The 16,338-nt window shown below is 72.1% G+C and carries 11 protein-coding genes; 10 read left to right on the forward strand and 1 reads right to left on the reverse strand.

The genetic code is table 11. From position 1 onward, the window contains the following. Positions 1-4 precede the first annotated feature (4 nt). The 9 genes from BDW27_RS26780 to BDW27_RS26820 all read left to right on the forward strand — a co-directional run bounded on the left by BDW27_RS26780 (position 5) and on the right by BDW27_RS26820 (position 14,249). Entirely contained in the window at positions 5-922 is a 918-nt protein-coding gene (locus tag BDW27_RS26780) for an ABC transporter ATP-binding protein (protein WP_110052475.1), read from the forward strand. Then, positions 919-1,803 (forward strand): ABC transporter permease, encoded by an 885-nt coding sequence (locus BDW27_RS26785; protein WP_017544318.1) that lies wholly within the window; start codon positions 919-921, stop codon positions 1,801-1,803. Before BDW27_RS26780 ends, BDW27_RS26785 begins: the two co-directional genes overlap by 4 nt. Then, complete coding sequence (locus BDW27_RS26790; protein WP_110052477.1) at positions 1,800-4,448, forward strand: lantibiotic dehydratase; 2,649 nt, start codon at positions 1,800-1,802, stop codon at positions 4,446-4,448. The genes BDW27_RS26785 and BDW27_RS26790 overlap by 4 nt, the downstream gene beginning before the upstream one ends. Further along, on the forward strand, positions 4,445-5,593 hold the full coding sequence (locus BDW27_RS26795) for a lantibiotic dehydratase C-terminal domain-containing protein (protein ID WP_110052479.1): 1,149 nt from the start codon (positions 4,445-4,447) through the stop codon (positions 5,591-5,593). Before BDW27_RS26790 ends, BDW27_RS26795 begins: the two co-directional genes overlap by 4 nt. Then, the gene (locus tag BDW27_RS27625; protein ID WP_199560779.1) at positions 5,586-7,442 is read left to right on the forward strand and encodes a hypothetical protein; all 1,857 of its coding nucleotides are present in this window, start codon (positions 5,586-5,588) and stop codon (positions 7,440-7,442) included. The genes BDW27_RS26795 and BDW27_RS27625 overlap by 8 nt, the downstream gene beginning before the upstream one ends. Beyond that, positions 7,433-9,235, forward strand: coding sequence for a TOMM precursor leader peptide-binding protein (locus BDW27_RS26805; RefSeq protein WP_110052480.1), 1,803 nt, complete (start codon positions 7,433-7,435; stop codon positions 9,233-9,235). The genes BDW27_RS27625 and BDW27_RS26805 overlap by 10 nt, the downstream gene beginning before the upstream one ends. Further along, positions 9,187-10,584: a hypothetical protein gene (locus BDW27_RS26810; RefSeq protein WP_110052482.1), complete on the forward strand. Its 1,398-nt coding sequence runs from the start codon at positions 9,187-9,189 to the stop codon at positions 10,582-10,584. Before BDW27_RS26805 ends, BDW27_RS26810 begins: the two co-directional genes overlap by 49 nt. Beyond that, positions 10,581-12,269, forward strand: a complete 1,689-nt coding sequence (locus BDW27_RS26815; protein ID WP_110052484.1) for a thiopeptide-type bacteriocin biosynthesis protein — start codon at positions 10,581-10,583, stop codon at positions 12,267-12,269. Before BDW27_RS26810 ends, BDW27_RS26815 begins: the two co-directional genes overlap by 4 nt. Before the next feature lie 162 nt (positions 12,270-12,431). Beyond that, the gene (locus BDW27_RS26820; protein ID WP_110052485.1) at positions 12,432-14,249 is read left to right on the forward strand and encodes an acyl-CoA dehydrogenase; all 1,818 of its coding nucleotides are present in this window, start codon (positions 12,432-12,434) and stop codon (positions 14,247-14,249) included. 187 nt (positions 14,250-14,436) lie between these two features. On the opposite strand, the gene BDW27_RS26825 is transcribed toward BDW27_RS26820, so the two are convergent. Beyond that, entirely contained in the window at positions 14,437-15,036 is a 600-nt protein-coding gene (locus BDW27_RS26825) for a TetR/AcrR family transcriptional regulator (RefSeq protein WP_110052489.1), read from the reverse strand. Between the two features lie 103 nt (positions 15,037-15,139). Here BDW27_RS26825 and BDW27_RS26830 point away from each other — a divergent pair, with 103 nt between their 5' ends. Then, a complete protein-coding gene (locus tag BDW27_RS26830) occupies positions 15,140-15,886 on the forward strand; it encodes an SDR family NAD(P)-dependent oxidoreductase (protein ID WP_110052491.1) in 747 nt (248 codons plus the stop codon). Positions 15,887-16,338: the final 452 nt, after the last annotated feature.

The following is a 16,338-nucleotide window of genomic DNA, read 5'->3' on the forward strand; positions in this document are numbered from 1 at the left end:
GCACGTGTACGCGATCAACGCCACGGACATCACCAAGGACTACGGGAAGGGAGAGGTGCTCCACCGCATCTCCTACCAAGTGCCCGCCGGACAGATCGCCGCGCTGCTCGGCCCCAACGGGGCGGGCAAGACGACGCTGATCGAGATCCTGGAGGGGCACCGGGGACGCACCTCGGGGCGGGTGGAGGTGCTCGGGCTCGACCCGGGCAACCGCCGCGACTTCGCCGAGCTCCGCAAGCGCATGAGCGTGGTGCTGCAACAGACCATGCTGGAACCGGGACTGTCGGTCCGCGACATCGTGCGCCGCCACGCCTCCTACTACCCGGACCCGCTCGACGTGGACGAGGCCCTCGCCCAGGTGGAGCTGACGGAGAAGCGCTCCGCCCTGGTCAAGTCGCTCTCCGACGGCCAGCGCCGCCGCCTCGACCTCGCCCTCGCACTGACCGGCCGCCCGGAACTGCTCTTCCTCGACGAACCCACCACGGGGCTGGACCCCGTCTCGCGCCGCCGCATCCGCAGCCTGGTGGCCGGACTGCGCGAGAGCGGCACGACCGTGGTCCTGACCTCCCACGACCTCACCGAGGTCCAGGAGCTCGCCGACCGCGTGGACGTCATCCGCGACGGCTCGTTCATCGCCTCCGGCAGCCCCGACGACCTCGTCCGGGGCTCGGCGGCGTACACGGTCGTGGAGTTCGCGCTCCCCGAGGGGACGGACGGCCGCCTCCCCGAGGGCGCCGCACTGGTCAACGGGAGGGCGCGCATCCTCACTGACGACCAGGACGCGGTGGTGGAGCGGGTGCAGGCGTGGGCGCGGGACGAGGGGACGCGGATCAGCGGCCTCACCATCGTGCCGCCCAGCCTGGACGACGCGTATGTGGCGATGTTGGAGAACGGCGTGCTGGAAGCGGAGAAGAGCGAATGAGCGTCACGGGAACCGAACGCGCGCGGAGCACCCGCCGCCCGTCCTCCTTCTGGCTGCACGTGGACGGCGAACTCAAGGAGTTCTGGCGCTCACCCATCACCCTCGCGTTCATCGTGCTCATGCCGGTGATGTTCTACGTGGGGTTCGGGCTGGCCTTCCGCTCCCAGGCGGACGAGATCCGGCTGGTGGGCGAACACGGGATCACCCAGGCCAACCTGAGCTTCGGCGGCATCCTGGGCTTCGCGCTGATGTCCGTGGCCTTCGCCAACGTCGCCATCGGGCTGGCGATCCGCCGCCACCACGGACTGTTCAAGCGCTTTCGCACCACACCGGTCAGTCCGGCCACGGTGATGGGCGCCTACCTGGTGAACACGCTGCTCACCGCCGTGATCGTGCTGGGCGTGGTGACCGCGATCGGTCTGCTCGGCATGGGCGTGACCATCGACCCGGCCCGCCTGCCCCAGCTTCTGACGGCTCTGCTGCTCGGCTTCGTGTGCATGGCCCCGCTGGGCGCCGCCGCCTCCCTGCTGCCGCCCAACGCCGACGCCGCCGTGCCCATGGTGAACGGCATCTTCTTCCCCGCGGCCTTCCTCGCGGGCGGGTTCATCATCCTGCCGTTGGGCGACACGGTGGGCGCCGTCGTGGACCTGCTGCCGGGCCGACCGCTGACCCTCCTCATCCAGGGCGCGCTGTCCGAGTCCGGACCCGTGTGGGACTGGTCCTCGGTGGCGCTGCTCATGGCGTGGTCGCTGCTGGGCACCGTGGCGGCGCTGCGCTGGTTCCGGTGGGCCTCCGAGCGGGAGCCACGCGGCTTCGGTTCGTCCCGGAGCAAGGACAAGGACAAGGACGAGGTCAAGGCGCCCGAGGGGACCGGGGCTTGAACACTCCCGCCGAACCCTCACGGTCCTTCGAGGTCGTGGAGGGCCCCTACCTGGTCTCCCGGGTCAACCCCCATCCCCACCGACAGCTGCGAGGAAGCGCCTCGACCGCGCCTCGGCTGCGCACCCTTGCCCGGCTGGAACGCGAACGCGAGGAGCTGCGCGAACGGCTGCTGGACGCCCTGCACCGGGCCGCGCCCGAGCTGGGCGCCCACCGGAGCGCGGCGCTGGCCGCCAAGCGCGCCGTGTTCAACCGCCGACCGCCCCGGGAGGACCTCCTCGACCACCCGGTCACCCGCGAGATCCCCCTCCTCGCCGTGTGGGCGGACAACTGGCGGGAGGCGCGTGCCACGGCCGCCTCAGTGGACGGCGAACACGAGACCGCGCTCCTGGCCGAGCGCGCGGCGCTGACCGCGTGGGCCCGCGATCCCGGCGTGGACCGTGCGACCGCGCTGTCCAGCCCGGACCTGCACCGGGCGGTGGCCGCCCGCGCCGCCACCCATCAGGCCCCCGACAAGCGGATGCGCAAGGCCGAGGCCGCCCTGGTCCGGTACTTCTCGCGTTCCACGGTGAAGGTCAGCCCGTACTCGCTGTACACCGCCGTGCACTTCACGCCCCTGGAGGCCGAGGCCCCCGAGGACGCCGACCAGCCGTTGCGCCTCACCTCGCACGCCGCGCTCCGGCGACTGCTCCCCCGGCAGGCGGCGCGGGCCCTGGCCGCCGACCCCGAGGCGCGTCTCGGCCTTGAGTGGGTGCTCACCGGCGGGGCCCGACGCGAGGCCTCCGACCAAGGAGAACGCCTGGTCGTACGCCGTCGCCGCTGGGCGCCGCCCTCCCCCGGGCTGCGCGCGGAGGCGTTCGGTGAGGAGGAGGTCCGCCTCCCCATGACCGGGAGCTGGGACCGCCTCGTCACGGTCTTGGAGAAGCGCGCGGCCGCCCCGGTGCGGTTGGCGGTACTGCGTGACGCGGTCGCCGCCGAACTCGGCTGCGGAGCCGAGCGGGCGCTCGGCGTCCTGGACAAGCTCATCGACGTGGGCGTCCTCGTGCCATGGTCGCCCGTTCCCGAGCAGTCGCCCGACTTCACGCGGCACTGGCACCGGCTGGCCAGCACCCTGCCCGGCGAGGCGGCGGCCCGGGTGGCGTCCGCGTTCGAGGAGACCGAGGCGGTACTGGCCGGGTTCTCCGAATCCGACGGCGCCGGTCGGGCGGGCGACGTGCTGCGACTGCAACACCTGTGGTCGGCGGCGGTGGGCGCGGAGGGGTCCGCCACCTCACCGGTCGTGGAGGACTGCCTGGTCTCGCGCGGCGTCCCCGTGGAACGCGACCGCACCCGCGCGTGGTCGGCCGACCTGGGTCGGCTCATGCCGCTGTTGTTCGCGCTGGACGACCAGCGCGTGCTCTCCGGTGCGCTGGAGCAGGTGTTCGTGTCCCGGTACGGCCGGGGCGGGCGCTGCTCGGACCTGGAGGGTTTCGCCCAGCACGCCCGGGCGGCCTTCCCGTTGACCCAGGAACTCATGGGCGGTGAGCCCGCCGCCCTGGCCGGGGCCGACCCGGAGCTGACCCGGGTGCTAGCAGCGCGGCGGCGCGCGGTGGACCACCTCGTGGAACTCGGCCGGTCCGGCGGGGACCGGGTGAACGTCGACCCCGCCGTGGTGGACGAGGTCGCGGCGATGCTGCCGGACCGGGAGTTCGCCGCCCGCCGCTCCTTCGCGGTGTTCGGCCAGGCCGTCCCGGACGGTCTGGTGGTCAACCACCTCTACGGCGGCCGGGCCCGCTACTTCAGCCGGTTCCTCGGCCAGCTGCCGGAGGAGTTCCGGGACCGGGTCGCCGAGCACGTGCGGCGGCTGGGCCCGGAGGAGGCCGACACCGTGCACATGCGGTCGGCGCTGGGGTTCAACGCGAACCTCTCGCCCGCCCTCGCCGACGAGGAACTGGCGCTGCGCGACGAACCCACCCTGGTCCCCGGCCCCTCCACCCTGGACCTCACCCTGGTTCACACCCCGCACGGGCTGCGGCTGGTCCGGGAGGACGGCCGCGAGATCGACCCCGTCTACACCGGGTTCCTCGTGCCGCACGCGCTGCCCTACGACGAGATGCTCGTGGCGATGGTCGCGGACTCGCCGTTCTTCTCCTTCGGCGACCTCACCATCGACCTCCACGAACGCTGGACCGAGCACGGTTTCCGGGGCGGGACACCCAGGATCGGCTTCGGTGAACTCACCCTGTTCCGCCGCAGGTGGGGCATGGATACGGCCGACCTCTCACCCCGCTCCGAGGAGTCCCCCGCCCAGCTGCACCGACGGCTGAACGTGGAACGCGAACTCCGGAGCATTCCCGAGCAGGTGTTCGTCCGCCCGCTCCAGGGGTCCCGCCTCGGTCCGCTGGAACGCGCCATGGCACCCAAACCGCAGCACGTGGACTTCCTGAGCAGGCTGCACACCGGCACCGCCGCCAAACGCCTGGCCCACCTGGGGCCGGCGCTCCTGGTGGAGGAGATGCTCCCCGGGCCGGACCACCACCGGGTGCGCAGCCCCGCCGGTGGGCACGCCAGCGAACTGTTCCTCGAACTCTCCACGGTGCCGCACGCGGCCGGCACCGACGCCACTCCCCCTTCCCATCCCCCAGGCGAAGCGAGGCTGACCCCTTGACCGTCGGACTCAGAGTCAACTACCACGACAGCGACAAGAGCACCCTGCTCGGCGACTGCCTCGTACCGGCAGCGCGCGCGGCCGCCGCGCGTAACGGCGTCACCGCGGCCTGGCTGCACCTGCACTGGCGGCTCGGACCGCACTGTGTGCTCTACGCGGACGGCGACCCGGCCGCGGTGGAGGCCGCGGTGTCCGAGGCCGAGGAGGGTGTCCGCGCGTTCCTGGCCCGTCACCCCTCTGGGCGGCAGCTGGATCCGGGACAGTACGAGGTCTTCTCCCAGCGCATGGGGCGCCTGGAGCTGGTGGAGGGCCCCTACGCGCCGATCGAGCCGGACAACAGCACGCGACGGCTGGCGGGCGACCCGGTCGACACGTTCCTGCGCGGCCCCGAGGCGGTCGCCCTCAAGGGGCGGGTCCTCACCGACGGCCTCTCCCGGGTGGCCGACCACGCGGGCGGGCGCGGCGGCGAACGGGCGGTGTCCGCGAACGTCTTCGCGGGGATGGGCGCGATCGCCACGCGCTACCCCGAGTGGGGGCTGCGCTCCGGGTACCAGGCCTTCCTCTCGCACTGGAAGGAGTACTTCCACTGGTCCGACCCCCAGGGAACCGCGCAGGAACGGCTGGCCACGGCCTACCGCACCCAGCGCGAGGGACTCGTGGCCTCCCTGCGCGCGGTGCACGAGCGCGACGGCGCGGACCCGTACGCGCTGGCCTGGGGCGAGTGGGCCGACCGCTGGCTGCCCGAGGCGGTCGCCCTGGCCCGCGAGGACCACATCCTGCCGTTCCCGCATCCGGACCGGCAGGAGCAGGCGGCGAAGTTCGGCGAGGACGTCGGGGTGCGCTGGAGCGGCTCCGACGACCGCTCCTACAGCGACTTCCACCAGGAGTTCCGCAAGCTCGACTTCACCCGGCTCGGCGACGGGTACGGGTTCGCGGCGTTCCGGTTCCTCATCAACTGCTTCTTCGACCTCCTGCCGCTGATGGGCGTCGCCCCCGTCCAGCGGTACTCGGTGGCGTACCTGTTCACCGAGGCCGCGCAGGAGGTGGTGGGCGAGGGCTGGGAGGAGACCGTCCGCCGGGTCGTCGACCACCAGAGCGAGGACCCCCAGCTGAGGCCGACCCTTCCGTGGGTGGGCGATGCCTGACTCCACCGCGCACACCCCCGCGACACGGCTCAAGAGCGCCGTCCGTGCCCGGTCACTCGCGTCGGAGGGGGTGGCGCTCAGCATGGGGTCCACCGCCGTCGTCGTCCGGGGCGCCCGGGCCGACACCGTGTGGCGGGCCCTGGAGCCCGCCCTTCGCGCCGGTTTCCACCGTTCCGACCTGCTGGGACGCTTCCCCGAGGCGGGGCGGCCGTTCCTGGCGGGCATCCTCGACCAGCTGGAGGAACACCGGTTCCTCCGTGACCTCGAACCCGAGCCCGCCTCCCTGACGGAGGCGGAGCGGGCCGCCTACCCGCACCTGGAGTCGGCGACCCACCGCCCCTACGCCGCGCTGGCCGCGCTGCGCACGAGCGTGGTCCGGGTGCGCTCCGCGTGCCCGCTGCTGGAGGCGCGGGTGCGGCGGGCGCTGGCCCGAGCGGGGTTCGGTGAGGTGCACGCGGACACCGGGCCCCCGCCCGAGTCCCCCGTCCTGTTGACCACCCGGCTCTCCCTCGAAGGGGACGCGGCCGGGCACGGGGCCGAACACGTCGTCGCCGCTGGCGACGGCCTCTGGCTGACCGGGCCGCGCGACCGTCCGGGCCCCCCGGACCTGTCGGGGCGGTTGCGCGCCTGGTTCGCCGGGAGGGAGAACGACACGGACCGCCTGGCGCCGGACGACTCAGCGCTGGAGGTGACCCGGAGCCTGGTCGCCGCCCAGCTGGCCCTGGCGTTGGTGGCGCAGGTGGCACGTGCCGTGTCGGCCCCCGTCGCGGAGGCCGCCCCGGGGCCGGGCGCCGAGTTCATGGTGACCACGGACGAGCTGGTCAGTGAACCCCACGTCCTGTGCGTCGCGGAGCCACTGGACCCGCGCTCCGTCGGGGCGCTGCGCGAGACGGCCGCCGAGGACACCGGTCCACCGGAGCCGCTGGAGGTCCCCGACCGCCTGGACGCCGTCACCCACCTGTGGGACCGCGTGTTCGGGCCGGTGGCCGAACCGGCACCCGGGAACCTGTCCCAGCTGCCCGTGGGCCTGGCCAGGTCGGGACGGCACACGGGGTACGGCCTCACCACCGCACAGGCCCGAGAGAACGCCCTGCTCAACGCCCTGCACGGGGTCGTGTGGCGTCCTCGGGGCGCTGACGGCCCGGAGGCCGGTGGAACCGATACCCGGACCGATCGTTGGACCGATCGTTGGACCGATCGTTGGACCACCGGTCAGAAGGTTGGACCGAACATTGGCGTGGCCGACCGGCGGGCGGTCGGACAGACCGCCGGAGGCGCCGTTCAAGGGGCCGTTGCAGAAGCTGGGGAAGGTCAGGAAGCGGGCGGCGCGGGGGACAGCGCCAGCGGGGTGGCACGCGCGGCGGGGCCCGGCATGGGGCTCGGTCTCGGGCTGACCTCGGCCGCCGCGATCGGCGCCGCCGTGGGCGACCTCGTCCTCCACGAACCCGACGACCGTTGGAAGGACGTGGACCCGGCGTCCCCGTCCCCTGCCGCGCGACGTCTGTGGACCGCGCTCACCCTGCGCTTCGGGGTGCCCGTCGAGCTCGCCCTCCAGGAGCTCGACGGCACCGGCGTGTGGCGCTCCCGTGTGTTCTCGGAGGGAGAGCCGCTGGCAACGAGCGCGGCGCCCGACCCCGTCACCTGTGTGGAGGAGGCCCTGCTCCAGGCGGTCGCGCGCGTGCGGCTGGCCGAGGAGGCCCCCGACGCCCTCCTGCCACCCCTCGCCACCGGCACGCGAACCCTCGCCCGGTGGGCCCGGGAGACGGGACAGGTCCGGGTGGACGCACCCGAGGGCGCCGACACCTGGCGCGACCTCGGAGTGCACTCGGCGGTGGCCGCGTGGACCTGACTCCCGACATCAACCGGCTCTCTCCCTCCGGCGCCACCCTCGACCGTCCGCACACGGTGCGCGTCGCGGGCGGGGTTCTGCACTCCGCGATGAGCGGCGGCCTGGCGATCCTCGGCCCGTGGACCCCCGACGGGGCCGCGGGCTGCGCCCGGTGCGCCGGGCTCTGGCGCGCCGACGTGGAGGGCGAGCTGGCTCCCGCCCCACCGGCGCCGGACCACCTCCTCCCTCTGTGGGGTGACGTGTTCTCCGCGCTGGCCACCGCCACGGACCCCGCCGACCTGCGCCTTCACCTGCTCGCGCTGGACTGCCGCACCGGGGAGGTGACCCGGCACGGTTTCGTCCCCCATCCCTCCTGCGGGCACTGCTTCCCCGACAGCCAGGGGCTTTCGGTCGAGGAACCGGGTGACACCCTCGAACTGACCGCCCCGCTGCCCGTCGTCGGCGACACCCTGCGCACCCGTGCCATGGACCGCGACGACCTCCGCGACCGGTTGCTGGACTTCCGGTTCGGACCCGTCGCGCACGTCTACCGCGACGAGGAGTCGCCACTGGCGCTCATGACCTGCGAGACCGTCGCCCCCGGACACGCGTCCCGGGAGGGCGGCTACGGGCGCTCCACCCGCTTCACCGCCAGTGAGGTGCCCGCCTTCCTCGAAGGGGTGGAGCGGGTGACCGGCGGACGGCGATTGACCGGCGCCGCCACCGTCCACGGCTCCTACGCGGACGTCGCCGAGGACGCGGTCGACCCCGCAGCCCTCGGCCTGCACGAACCCGAGTGGTACGGGCACCCCTCGTTCGCCCCCGTGCCCTACACCCCCCGCACCCCCACGACCTGGGTGTGGGGATGGTCCACCCGGGAGCGCCGCCGCGTCCTGGTCCCCGAACACGTCGCGTACTGGCACGCGGGCCGCGCCGAGGAGCGGTTCCTGTACGAGTCGTCCAACGGCTGCGCCGTGGGCGGGACCCTCGCGGAGGCGGTCCTGTACGGACTCTTCGAGGTGGTGGAGCGGGACGCGTTCCTGCTCGCCTGGTACTCGCGGACCCGGCTGCGGCTGATCGAGGGGGCCGACGACCCGGATCTGGCCCACCTCACGGACCTGCTCACCGAGCGCGGACTCACCCTGCGCCTGTTCGACCTCACCTCCGACCTGGGGATACCGACCGTCCTGGCGACGGTCACCGCCCCCGAGGAGGCGGTGCGCGCGGGTCGGGCACCCGCGCTCAGCCTGGCCACCGGCACCCACCTCGATCCGCGCCGCGCCCTCATGGCGGCGGTGGAGGAGACCGCGACCAACGCGCTGATGTACCCCAAGTGGGTACGGATGCGCCCGTCGGTCTCAGTGGAGCGGTGTCGGCCCATGCTCGACGACCCCACCCTGGTCCGCACCCTGGAGGACCACACGGGCCTGCACGGACTGTGGGAGGCCCGCCCGATGTGGGAGTTCCTGGAACACCCCAGCGGCGAAGTGGCCCTGGACCGGCTCACCGAAGGTCGGCCCCCCTCCTTCGCCGGAACCGACCTCGCCTCGGTGCTGCGCGCCCGGCTCGCCGCCGTGCACGGGCTGGGCCTGGACGTGGTGGTCGTCGACCAGAGCAGCGCCCCGTACACGGCCGCCACCGGCACCCGGGCGGTCAAGGTGATCGTGCCCGGGGCCCTGCCGATGACCTTCGGCCACACACACCGCCGGACCCGCTCCCTGGAGCGGCTGACCCGGGCGTCCGCGCTGTTCGAGGGAGGGGTTCCATGGGAAGCGCCCGGCAGGACGTACCCGGATCCGCACCCGTTCCCGTGAGGAGCGGATTCGAGGAGGCGCTCGCGCACTTCCACGCGCAGTCCCACGACAAGGACGTGACCCAGGTCGAGACGCTGTTCTTCGGCGCCGAACCGTCGAACGGACTGGCCCTGCCGGTCCCGGGACAGCTGCGGCCGCCGTTGCCCGCACTGGCTCCGCTGCGCGACCTGGACGCCGCCGCGCCCGCGCTCGGCGGCGGCTGGTCCCCCGCTCAGCGCCTGCTCGCGGCGTGTGTGGAGGCCGTGCGGGTACGCCGGATCTCGGCGGCCGACCGGTACCCGGTCCACCGCGCCTACCCCTCGCCGCGCGGCCTGTTCGGAGCGGACCTCTTCCTGCTCCCGCCCGAGGGGGCCGCGTGGTGTCTGCGGGTGGACCCGCAGTCGCACGCCCTCCAGCCGGTCGGAGGCCCGGGAGCCCCCGCGGACCTGGAGGGGGTCCGCCTGGTGGTGGCAGTGGACCGGCACCGGTACCCGCCCGAGTACGGAAGGCTGCGGCCCTCCCTCGCGCGTCTGGAGGCCGGGCACCTCCTGGCCACCCTCGGGCTGACCCTCACCCGCGCGGGGCTGCGCCCGCACACCCACCCCGACCCCGAGCACCCGGCCTGCGCGGAGGCGGGCCCGCTCCTCCCGGAGGGCATGACCGCCGTTGCCGCCGTCACCCTCGACACCGCGCCCCCGCACACCACCAACCCGATCCCCAGCGCCCCGAGCGGGGTGACCCTCTCCCCCGAGGCCACCGCCCGGGTGGCCACGTCCGTCACCCCGTCCGGTCGAACCCTGCGGCGCTGGCTCGACGAACGGACCAGCGGGGTCTCCACGGCCAACCTGGTGACCAGCGCGTACGTGAGCCCGGACCGGGGATCGACGATCAACTCCGGGCTGACGCGGGCACTCGCCGCCGCCCATGACGCCCTCCCCCACCCCCGCTCCCTGCGCCTGTACCAGCACACACTGGAGGGGGACCGGGTGGACGACCGGGTCGTGCGCGAGCTCCACCCAGACGGCACCGAGGGGCCCTCCCGACCCGCGCCCCGCACCGGCGAGACCAACTTCTCCGCCACCCTCGGCCACACCCTCACCGTGGACTTCCCCGCCTGGGCCCGTGCCCTCGGACCCGAACACGCCGAGACGGTCCTGCACATTCTCCTCGGGTGGATCGCCCAGTGGGGCTGCCTCGGGGCCGCCGCCACCGACCTGTGCGCCCGCCCCATGCGCAACTACTCGGAAGCCGACTGGGCCTTCGTCCTCGGCCTGGAACCCGAACAGACCCCCGTCTACCAGCTGTGGGTGCGCGCCGAACGCGGCACCTACATGGACACCCCCGTCGACGCCGCCCCGGAGACCCCATGACCCGCACCTGGTCCGCCGTGTACGTGTACCTGCACCGCAGCGGCGCCGACATCGACGCCTTCCTCCTGAACCACCTGGCCCCCGAAGCCGAGGAGATGGTCTCCACGGGGCGCGCCGCCTCCTGGTTCTTCCTCCGCTACTGGGACGGCGGGCCCCACCTGCGGGTCCGGTTCCTGGACGCCGGCCCGGACGCCGTCGCCGCGTTCGCCGACCGCATGCGCGCACTCGCCAAGGAGACCTCGGCGGCCGCACTGGACCTGGACAGCGGCGCCTACTACGCCAACCTCCCCCAGGCCGACCACGCCCGCTGGCACGCGGACGGCGACGTGGTGGAGGCGGTGTACGAGCCCGAGACGGAGCGGTACGGCGGGCCGCGCGCACTGGAGGTGTGCGAGGACTTCTTCGCCGTGAGCACGCGCATCACGCTGGCCGTCCTGAGATCGGCGCCCCACCAGCACCAGCGGCAGGTGGTGGCGGTCGACCTCACCTCCCTCGCCTTCGGAGCGCTCGGGTTCGACGACGTGACGGCGGTGCGTCAGGCGCGCGGGTACTACGCCACCTGGGACTACTCGGCCGAGGTGGCGCGCGGCGGGACCCAGGCACGGGCCGATGCCGAGCGGCTGTTCCACTCCTCGCCCGCCCGGTGGTTGCAGCGGCGCCCCCAGGTGGAGCGGCTGGTGTCCGGTGACGGTTCCTCCACCCACCACCTGTGGAACCGGGGGCTGCGGGAGACGGTGGCGCGCCTGAGGCGGATCGACGCCGAGGAGGGGCTGGCCAACGCGCTGGACCGGATCGTCTGGTCCCTGCTGCACATGACGCACAACCGGCTCGGACTGGACATCGACGACGAACGCCGGATCGCCTGGCTGCTGTCCCTGGCCTACCCCCGCTGGGAACCGCCGGGCGACTACTTCGACCCCGGCGTCGGGTCCCCGGACCGCAACTACCTGGAGGCCAGCAAATACCTCCCGGACACCATGGCTAGCGCCCACCTGCCCCGCGAGGTCCCTCCGGAAGGAGTGCGCGAGGGCGCGTCGGCGGCTCCCGAGGTGGCGCTCCCCGCACCCGCCCCGCTCACCGCGCCCCTCGGCCGCGTGCTGGCCGAGCGCAACAGCGACCACGGGGACTTCGGTTCCCACCTGGAGCTGGGTGACCTCTCCGCGCTGCTCGGCCACGGTGCCGGGATCAGCCGTGACCGCGCCGACCAGCCCGGGCGCCACCTGCCGCCGCGCACCCACCCCTCGCCGGGCGCGGCCTACGCCACGGAGGTCTGGGTGGTGGCGCGGCACGTGTCAGGCCTGGAGCCGGGGGTCTACCGCTACCAGCCCGAGGGCCACCGCCTGCTTCGGGCCGACGGGCCTCCCGAGACCGACCGCCTGACCGAGCTCTCACCGTTCCTCCGGGACCACGCCGACGGCCGCCCCGGAGTGGAGGCGTCCACGACGGGCGCGCTGGTCCTCCTCGTCGGCGATCTCGGCAGGCTCCGGCAGGGATACGGCCAGCGGGCCCTGCGGCTGCTGCTCCAGGAGTGCGGTCACGTGGCGCAGAACGTGTCCCTGTGCGCGACCGCCCTGGGCCTGCGCTCCCTGGTCGTCTCGGGGTTCGCCGACGACGCGGCCAACGCGCTGCTGCACCTGGACGGCGTGGACCGCACGGTGCTGACCCTGTTGCCCCTGGGCACCTAGGCCACCCGGAACTGGACAGACGACACCTTTACCTACCCCTGGGGACACAAGTGTCCAGCGCCACTGGCATCCTGTTCTACCGAGTAGTAACATTGGCTTGTTACTAGCCGGTAGATCCGCGTGTACAGACACCGCGGCCAGGGAGACACAGCGGAGCTGTCCATGACGCATTACAAGAGCAACCTGCGCGACATCGAGTTCAACCTCTTCGAACTGTTCCGACGCCAGGACGTCCTGGGCGACGGCCCGTTCGAGGAACTGGACGAGGAGACCGCGCGCACCATCCTGGACGAGATCAACCGTCTCGCCACCGGTGTCCTCGCGGAGTCCTTCGAGGACGCCGACCGCAACCCGCCGGTCTTCGACCCCAAGACCAACACGGTCGCCCTCCCCGAGAGCCTGAAGAAGTCCTACCAGGCCTACATGGACGCCGGCTGGTACAACCTGGACCTGCCCCAGGAGCTCGGCGGCCTCGGCGCCCCCCGGTCCCTGGTGTGGTCCGCCGCCGAGCTGATCCTGGGCTCGAACCCGTCCGTGCACATGTACTCCGCCGGTCCCGGCTTCGCGAGCATCCTGCACTCCGAGGGCAACGAGGCGCAGAAGAAGTTCGCCGAGCAGGCCATCGAGCGCGGCTGGGGCGCCACCATGGTGCTGACCGAGCCGGACGCCGGTTCGGACGTCGGTGCCGGCCGCACCAAGGCCACCGACCAGGGCGACGGCACCTGGCACATCGAGGGCGTGAAGCGCTTCATCACCTCGGCCGAGCAGGACATGACCGAGAACATCTTCCACCTGGTGCTGGCCCGCCCCGAGGGCGCCGGCCCCGGCACCAAGGGCCTCTCGCTCTACCTGGTGCCGAAGTACCTGGTGAACGAGGACGGTTCCCTCGGCGAGCGCAACGGCGCCTACGTCACCAACGTCGAGCACAAGATGGGCCTCAAGGCCTCCACCACCTGTGAGCTGACCTTCGGCGACAAGCACCCCGCCATCGGTTACCTCGTCGGCGACAAGCACGACGGCATCCGCCAGATGTTCCTCGTCATCGAGTACGCGCGCATGATGGTCGGAACCAAGGCGATCGCCACGCTGTCCACGGGTTACCTGAACGCTCTGGAGTACGCCAAGAACCGCGTGCAGGGCAACGACCTCGCCGGGTCCAAGAACTCCCCGAAGGTCACCATCACGCACCACCCGGACGTGCGTCGCAGCCTCATGACGCAGAAGGCGTACGTGGAGGCCATGCGCTCGCTGGTCATCTTCACGGCCACCCAGCAGGACGCCATCCAGATCGCCCACTCCAAGGGCGAGGACGTCACCGAGCTGGAGGCCATGAACGACCTCCTGCTGCCCATCGTCAAGGGCGTGGGCTCGGAGCGCTCCTACGCGCTGCTCGCGGAGTCCCTCCAGACCCTCGGCGGCTCCGGGTTCCTCCAGGAGTACCCGATCGAGCAGTACATCCGTGACGCGAAGATCGACACCCTCTACGAGGGCACCACGGCCATCCAGGCCCAGGACTTCTTCTTCCGCAAGATCGTGAAGAACGGTGGCCAGGCCATCGGCAAGCTGTCCGCCGAGATCAGGGCCTTCGCCGAGAGCGAGGCTGGCAACGGCCAGCTCAAGGAGGAGCGCACCCTCCTGCTGACCGCCCTGGGCCAGGTCGAGAAGCTGGTCGAGCTCATGGTCGGCCACGCGATGGGCTCCGCCGAGGACTCCCGCGAGCTCTACAAGGTCGGCCTGAACTCGGTCCGCCTGCTCTTCGCCTTCGGCGACGTGGTCTTCGCCTGGCTGCTGCTCCGTCAGGCCGAGATCGCGCTCACCAGCCTCGACGGCGCCAGCGACGACGACAGGAACTTCTACACCGGCAAGATCGCCGCCGCGCGCTTCTTCGCCGAGCAGTTCCTGCCGCGCGTGGAGTCCGAGCTGAAGGTCGCCAACGGCGTGAACCTGGGTGTCATGGAGGTTCCCGAGGAGGCCTTCTAGCCTTCCGCGGGACCACAAGCGCCTGAGGGGCGGGACGATCGATCGTCCCGCCCCTCCGCTGTTCCCAGGGTCCCGCTCGGATCGTGCTTCGTGTCGCGGCTGGTGACTGTCACCAGCGAATAGCGGCAGCGAGGCAAACGGCGCCCCCAGGCCTTGTGCCGTTCGGGCCCGTGTCGCGGCTGCCGGTTCAGTTGCCGGAGGGGTCCGGCAGGAGTTGAGCCGCGAGTGAGCGTGCTGTGGCGGTCAGTGTGGCCGCGTCCAGCCCGGTCCGGCCCATGAACAAGATCCCTTGTTGCGCGGCCAGGAGGGCCCGCGCCAGCGCGATCCGATCCGCTCCGGCCGGCAGGTCGCCCTCGCGCTGGGCGCGGGCGACGCAGTCACCGATCAGCGCGGTGGACGTCTCGTAGGTGCGGTGGGCGTGGTCGAGGACTTCCGGATCGGCGTTACCGAGTTCGCAGGTGCTGTTGGCCATCAGGCAGCCCCGCCGCGTGCCGGCGCCCGTCGGGTCGTCGATCGGCGCCTCGAGGAGCATGCGTAGTGCGTCCAGGGCCCGTGGAGCCTCGGCGAGGGCTTCCCGAAGATGGCCATGGCTGTCGTCGGTGTAGCTGCGCAGCACCCGGAGGAAGAGCTGACGCTTGTCGCCGAACGCCGCATACAGGCTGCCTTTGCCCAGCCCGCTGACCCGCATCAGGTCTTCCAGCGAGGTCGCGGCGTAACCGGCCTCCCAGAACTGATCACGGACGGCGTTCAGTACCTGCTTCTCGTCGAACGATCGCGGACGTGCCATGCGAACAGGATACGAGTTCTTGACCGTTCGGTCCACCATGCTTATGGTGGACCGAACGGTCAAGAACTCCGTGGCACGTCGTACCCAGGGAAGTGGGAAGCACATGGGAAAGCTGGACAACAAGGTGGCGATCGTGACTGGCGGGTCGCGAGGGATCGGGGCGGCCTCGGCGCTGGCGCTAGCTGACGAGGGAGCCGACGTCGCGATCAGCTACTCGTCCTCGGCGGATCAGGCCAAGGCCGTGGTCGCCGACCTGGAGGCGAAGGGAGTGCGTGCGGCGGCCTTCCAGGCAGACCAGGCGGACGCGGCGCAGGCGGCGGGCCTGATCCACAGCGTGGTCCAGCATTTCGGAAAGCTGGACATTCTGGTCAACAACGCGGGCGTCACCGTCGGTGCCCCGATCGACAGCGAGCTCGCCGACGAGTCCGCCTTCGACCGCCAGCTCGCCATCAACTACACCAGTGTGGTGGCTGCGGTCCGAGCGGCGTTCCCGCTGCTGCCCGACGGCGGGCGGATCGTCAGCATCAGCTCGGGCGTAGGAACCCGGGTGGGCTTCCCCGGAATGACCGATTACGCGGGTACCAAGTCGGCCCTCGAGGGCTACAGCCGAGGCGCCGCCCGTGATCTGGCCCACCGGGGCATCACGGTCAACGTCATCCAGTCCGGGTTCATCGACACCGAGATGAACCCCGCAGACAGCCCGGCCGCCCCCATGTTCCTTCCGACAACGGCGATGGGGCGGTACGGCAGGCCGGAGGAGATCGCCGCGGGCGTCGTCTTCCTCGCCAGCCCGCAAGCCTCATACGTCACCGGCGCAGTGCTGAGGATCGACGGCGGATACGGCGCATAGCGCGACCGCGCAGCAAACGGCGAGCGGCCACGGATCGCGGCCGACGGCAGCGCAGAAGTACGGCCCCTTTCCATGGCAGATTCCCGGGCCACTTCTGCCACCCAGCCGTCCGTGGCCGTCGTCGGCCTGCATCTGGAACCGAGCGGATCCGGACTGCGCACGGGCTCAGGGACGCATTACGGGACGCCGCGTGCACCGGGCGGCCCGCGTCGGGCACCCGGCCGCCCTCGGCCCGAGCCGCGCAGAGCTGACTCATCGCCGCACTCCAGACCCTCATGATCGCCAGCGCATGAGGAGGTCGGTAAAGACTCACCCGCCTGGGGCGTTTTACATAACACACCTAGACACCGTTTTCGAGGTTATCCACAACCCCTTTTCAAGAGAAAGAAACCTGGCATTCCAGGCCACATTCCCCCTTGTCTTTCTATTCTCTTTCCTTGTATTCGCGCATA

This window comes from Nocardiopsis sp. L17-MgMaSL7 (assembly GCF_003182025.1).
In the GTDB taxonomy this organism is placed as follows: domain Bacteria; phylum Actinomycetota; class Actinomycetes; order Streptosporangiales; family Streptosporangiaceae; genus Nocardiopsis; species Nocardiopsis prasina.